At 62.8% G+C, this 5,261-nt stretch carries 5 protein-coding genes and 1 pseudogene; 2 read left to right on the top strand and 4 right to left on the bottom strand.

The annotated features are described in order from the left end of the window. From AB1A62_RS21960 to AB1A62_RS21950, 3 genes and pseudogenes are all read right to left on the bottom strand, one after another. Nucleotides 1-226: pseudogene (locus AB1A62_RS21960) on the bottom strand (Na/Pi cotransporter family protein); the annotation flags it as partial. 1 nt (nucleotide 227) lies between these two features. Then, complete coding sequence (locus AB1A62_RS21955) at nucleotides 228-1,004, bottom strand: inositol monophosphatase family protein (protein ID WP_366663580.1); 777 nt, start codon at nucleotides 1,002-1,004, stop codon at nucleotides 228-230. Nucleotides 1,005-1,195: 191 nt separating this feature from the next. After that, on the bottom strand, nucleotides 1,196-1,996 hold the full coding sequence (locus tag AB1A62_RS21950; RefSeq protein WP_366663579.1) for a LuxR C-terminal-related transcriptional regulator: 801 nt from the start codon (nucleotides 1,994-1,996) through the stop codon (nucleotides 1,196-1,198). A 96-nt stretch (nucleotides 1,997-2,092) separates the two neighbouring features. Between AB1A62_RS21950 and speB the strand changes: the two genes are divergently transcribed. Both speB and AB1A62_RS21940 read left to right on the top strand, forming a co-directional pair. Then, entirely contained in the window at nucleotides 2,093-3,064 is a 972-nt protein-coding gene (speB, locus tag AB1A62_RS21945) for an agmatinase (RefSeq protein WP_366663578.1), read from the top strand. Between the two features lie 25 nt (nucleotides 3,065-3,089). Further along, nucleotides 3,090-4,175 (top strand): extracellular solute-binding protein, encoded by a 1,086-nt coding sequence (locus AB1A62_RS21940; RefSeq protein WP_366663577.1) that lies wholly within the window; start codon nucleotides 3,090-3,092, stop codon nucleotides 4,173-4,175. Here the strand turns inward: AB1A62_RS21940 and AB1A62_RS21935 are convergent. Further along, nucleotides 4,164-4,850 carry a TetR family transcriptional regulator C-terminal domain-containing protein gene (locus AB1A62_RS21935; protein WP_366663576.1) on the bottom strand — a complete coding sequence of 229 codons (687 nt, stop codon included), beginning with the start codon at nucleotides 4,848-4,850 and terminating at the stop codon, nucleotides 4,164-4,166. The two genes, AB1A62_RS21940 and AB1A62_RS21935, sit on opposite strands and share 12 nt — an antisense overlap. Nucleotides 4,851-5,261 lie beyond the last annotated feature (411 nt).

The raw sequence follows: 5,261 nt of genomic DNA, 5'->3' as shown, positions 1-5,261 counted from the left end.
TGGCGGCAAAGCCGGAGGTCAAGAGCGCCACCGCCGCCGAGCTTTGCAGCACGATGGCCAGGATCAGCCCCATCAGGCCGGCCTGCAGATGGCTCTGCCTGCCGGTCAGCAGCCGCTGGAACGAGGCCCCGTAGCTGCGCTCAATCCCGGTCCGCACCATCCGAACCGCATAAAGCAGCAGCATCGTCGCACCCGCAAGGCTGATCAGAAAGGTCAGTATTGCCATCTCAGTATCCCTTAATCAGCGCCAGCATCTCGGCATGCAGTTCAGGCGTTGCTGTTGCAACCACCCGGCCATCGGATTCCAGCCCAAGCGGCTGTCCATTCCAATCTGTGATCACCCCGCCCGCGACCTCGACCACTGCGGAGACAGGCAGAAAGTCATAAGGCTGCAGGTCATAATCGATTACCGCGTCCACATGGCCAGCCGCCAGCAGCGCGTGCGGATAGCAGTCGTAGGCAAAGCGGCGCGTTTGGCCCGCCTGCATCAGCCGGTTGAACAGCGCTGGATAATCGCGGTGGATTTTGTCGCCTTCATTCACATAGAGGACCGCCTGATCCAGCCGGGTCTGATCCGACACATGGATGGGCTGCCCGTTCAAAGTGGCGCCCTGGCCGCGCACACCGAGAAAAGTCTCCCCCAGCGCAGGCATGCCGATCACCCCCAGCTGCGGAATGCCGCCCTGCAGGAACCCCAGCAGGAAGCCAAACAGCGGGTGCCCCGACAGGAAGGAGCGGGTGCCGTCGATCGGGTCGATGATCCAGACCTCCGCGCGGTCCGCGCCCGCAAAGCCGTGTTCCTCGCCAAAGATGCCGTGGTCCGGGAAGTGCTGCTCAAGATAGGCGCGCACCTCGCTCTCGACCACCTTGTCGGCCTGGGTGACAGGGCTTTCATCTGCCTTGAACTCAATCCGCAGGCGGCTGCGGAAGTAGCCGCCTGCGGCCTCCGCGGCGATACCGGCGATCCGTATCGCGTGATCAGCGTGGGTTTCTGTGGTGGGCATCGTTGCGGCCTTCATTCCTGAGGTCGGAGACGGTGGTTATCCGACCGGATTGACCGCTAGAATTTGTAAAATTGTGGATTTCGTCAACAGTAAAGCCCGCAATGTGACCGAAAAACCAAAATGCCGCCCCGAATAATTGCGTTTTTGGCGCAATTTTTGGGACTTTGCGGGTTTGATGGGCCTGGGCCAGGCTACCCTGTGCCCGCCAGATGCCGGGTCGCCATGGAAAACAGCTCCGCCTGCGAAGCGATACCCAGCTTGGAATAGGCGTGGTGACGGTGGACCTTCACGGTGCCTTCGGCAATGCCCAGATAGGCGGCAGCGGAAGGGGTGGAATGGCCCTGCAGGATCAGTTGCACCACCTCCCGTTCCCGCGGGCTGAGGACGCCGGTGCCGAAGGTCTGCATCCGGTCCTCCCAGTCTGCGGGCTGACGGGCCGCCGCGGTGTCTTCCGCCTGTCCCCACTGGCGCCGTATGGCGGCGGCGATCACCGCGAACACCGCATTCAGCCGTTCCGTGTCTGCTGCCTCAAACCTCTGCTGGCGGGCAAACCGGGCCAAGGACACGATAAACCAGCGCTCTGCCCCGTCCTGCACCAGGATGCCGATCTCGTCGCTGATGCTGATCTTTCGGTAGAAGGCGCGGTAGTATTCCGAGCGGTAGAATGCCTCCGGCGCTAGGTCCATCAGCCGGTAGGCGCCGGGCGTGCAGCCGTTGCGGCAGGCCTGATAAAGCGGGTCAAGCAGGTAGGGGCCGCTGGCGTAAAACTCTACCGTGATCGCCGCCTGCAGCTCATCCAGATCCTGATAGAGCGGCACCGGTGGCTGTGCGCCCTCGTAGTGCGAGATGACCATCGAATCAAAGCTGCAGCATTGCGACAGGATCTGCCGCAGCGCGCCGGGAAAACGCTCTGTCGCGATGGTGTCCGCCACCGCCGTCATCGCCTTGGCCCAACCAGCGGGCAGCGGAGGGAAGATCGGGTCGTCCATCATCTATACCTAAAGATATATATCCTTGGCCAAGTTTGCCGGCATAAACGCGAAAGTCAAACTGGGTCCAAGCGAATTTTCAACATAACGGAGACCCAGATGACCGATTCCTCCAGCGTGAATCCCGTGCAGGGCGACCTGGCCTTTACCCGCAGCAGCGACCGCGGCGTGGTGGCAGAGGCCAGCTATGCCGGCGCGCTCAGCTTCATGCGCCGCCGCTATGCCCGCGACCTCAGCGGAGTTGACGTGGCTGTGATGGGGGTACCCTTCGATTTGTCGGTGTCCAGCCGGTCCGGCACCCGTCTGGGGCCGCGGGCGGTGCGTTCAGGCTCCAGCCATATTGCCTGGTCCAAGCCCTGGCCGTGGGAAGCTGATCCCTATGAGGCGCTGCGGGTTGTCGATTACGGCGACTGCGAGTTCGACTATGGCTATCCCCACAAGGTGCCGGGCGAAATCGCCCAGGCGGCACGCGATGTGCTGGCTACTGACACGGCGCTCTTGTCGATCGGAGGCGACCACTTCATCACCTATCCGCTGCTGCAGGCGCATGTGGAGAAGCACGGGCCGCTGAGCCTGATCCAGTTTGATGCCCATTCCGACACCTGGGCGGATGAGGAAGGCCGTATCGACCACGGCACCATGCTGTGGCACGCAATCCGCGAAGGGCTGGTGGACCCGGCCCGGTCTGTTCAGGTCGGCATCCGCACCCACAATCCGGACACCATGGGGATGAACATCATCGACGCCATCGAGGTGCAGAAGACGGGGCCGGAAGCGGTGGCGGAGAAAATCCTTGGCATCGTCGGCGATCACAAGACCTATGTGACCTTCGACATCGACGCGCTGGAGCCGGCCTCTGCCCCCGGCACCGGAACGCCCGTAATTGGCGGCCTGTCGCCCTATCAGGCGCAGGAGATCATTCGCGGGCTGGCAGGCACCGACGTGGTGGGCATGGACGTGGTCGAGGTCGCCCCGGCCTATGACATCTCCGAAATCACGGCCATCGCGGCGGCCACCATCGCCAACGATCTGCTTTGCCTTTACGCTGCCGGGCCCTCCGGCCAGCGCTGAGGCAGCGCGCAACAGGGAGGAAATAATGATCAATAACAATATCATGACTGCAACCTTGCTGGGGGCCGCCCTGGCGGCGCCAGCCTCTGCCGGTGATCTGGCGATTTACAACTGGGCGGACTATTTCGGTGAAACCACCATTTCCGGTTACGAGGAGGCAACAGGAACCGAAGTCACGCTGGATTATTTCGACAGCAACGAGGTGCTGGAAACCAAGATGCTGGCGGGCGGCTCAGGCTATGACGTGGTGTTTCCCGCCGCCTCCAACGCCGAACGGCAGCTGCAGGCGGGCGCGCTGCATCCGGTCGACACCGCGCGGCTGAAAAACTACGGCAACCTGCGCCCTGAAATCCTGGCTTCGCTTGACCAAGTGCCGGGCGGGCGGCAGCTGGGTGTGCCCTATACTTGGGGCACAATCGGCATCGCCTACAACCCGGCGCTGGTGGCTGAGCGGCTGGGGGTCATGCCTGTCGACAGCTGGGACTTGCTGTTCGACCCAGCCAATGCCGCCAAGCTGAAAGACTGCGGCATCGGAGTGCTGGATTCCCCAGTCGAGATGCTGTCGGTGGCCCTGAACTACCTGGGCGCCGATCCCTATTCCGAGGAAAAGGCGGAAATTGCCAAGGCGCAGGAGCTGCTGGCCGCTGCAGCGGAGAACGTCAGCTATTTCAACAATCAGAAACCTTCCACCGACCTGCCCGCTGGCAATGTCTGCCTGGCGGTGATGTATTCCGGTGACGCAGGCATCGCCCAGGCCCGCGCGGCGGAAGCGGGGAATGGCGTCGAAGTGCTATATTCGATCCCCAAGGAGGGCACCCTGATGTGGATCGACCTGATGGCGATCCCGGAAGATGCGCCCAATGTGGACGCGGCCTATGCCTTTATCGACTACATGCTGCAGCCGGAGGTGATTGCCGGGGTTTCCAATGCCGTGTTCTTTGCCAATGCAAATGCGGCGGCGGATGCCCATGTGCTGCCGGAGGTGCTGTCCGATCCGGGGATCTATCCGGATGCGGCCACCCTTGCCCGCCTGTTCCCGGACAAGAGCCTGGGCGCCAAGGCGCTGCGCCAGCGCACCCGGGCCTGGACCAAGGTGAAGTCAGGGGGCTGACACCGCGGGGGCTGCGGGTGCGGCCCCCTTCTCCTGCTGGGGCCGGACCGCCCCCTTAAGGGAGAAATGCGCCGGGAACATCGCGGCCAGAAAGCGGAATATGATCCGCGCCGCCTCCTCCCGGTCGAACCGGTCGGGGTGCAGCAGAAAGTCGGTCCACATGCCTTCGAGCAGCGCCAGGGTGCCATGGGTGGCATCGCGCGCGGCGCCGGAGGCATCCGGCGTTCCGGCCTCACGCACGATCCGGGAAAAGGCGTTGTGGATCATGCCGCGCAGCCGGCCGTCGCGGGTGTCCGAATGTTCGGCAATGGCCTTTCGATTGCGGGATTCACCGCGGAAGGCGTACCAGATGTTGACATTGCGCCGGTTTAGCACCCGCTCGCTGAGGTCGCCGCGCACGATCATCTCGATCCGCTCCTGCGGGCTGTCGCCTGCGGTCTGCAAGAGCGCCTCCAGCCCGTCGTAGTATTCTTCCGAGGAATGGTGCGCGGCGGCGTGCACCAGGTTGTCCTTGCCGCCGAAATGCAGGTGGATCATGCCGCGCGACAGGCCGGCGCGCTGGATGATCTCGCTGACGGAGGTCTCGGAGATCCCCTTCTCTGCCACCGAATCCAGCACCGCACCGATCAGGGCTTGGCGGTTCTGCTCGCGGTTCTGTTCCCGTTTTCCGGCCATGTGTCCCTTGGGTCCTGGTCGTTTCCACTGCTGTTACGCGGATCAATCCTGTGCGGCAAGCAGTGCCGCCTGTCCAGTTTAGACACAGGCCAAACGGTTTCTCCAGCAAAAATGGACGTTTGTACATTTTTTACAGAATCCTGTTGACAGAACCCCCTGCCAGCCGTCAGATTTTGATGGACGATTGTCCATTTTTAATGGCGGCACCCCGCCGCAACCCCTGTAAGCAACGGAGAGACATGGCCGGATTTCTCAAAACCGAGGCTGGAAAAGGCCTGGCGCTCAGCGCCCCGGCGTCGCTTTATGTGGGGCTTCTGGTGGCTGCGCCGCTGGGGATCCTGGTGGCCTACAGCTTCTGGACCCAGACCTATGTCGAGATCGACAAGACTCTGACCTGGGCCAACTACCTGG

It is taken from the genome of Leisingera sp. JC11, assembly GCF_040704725.1.
GTDB lineage: Bacteria > Pseudomonadota > Alphaproteobacteria > Rhodobacterales > Rhodobacteraceae > Leisingera.
The sequence above is the reverse complement of the archived record's forward strand: the minus strand, read 5'-3'. Positions and strand labels throughout refer to the sequence as shown.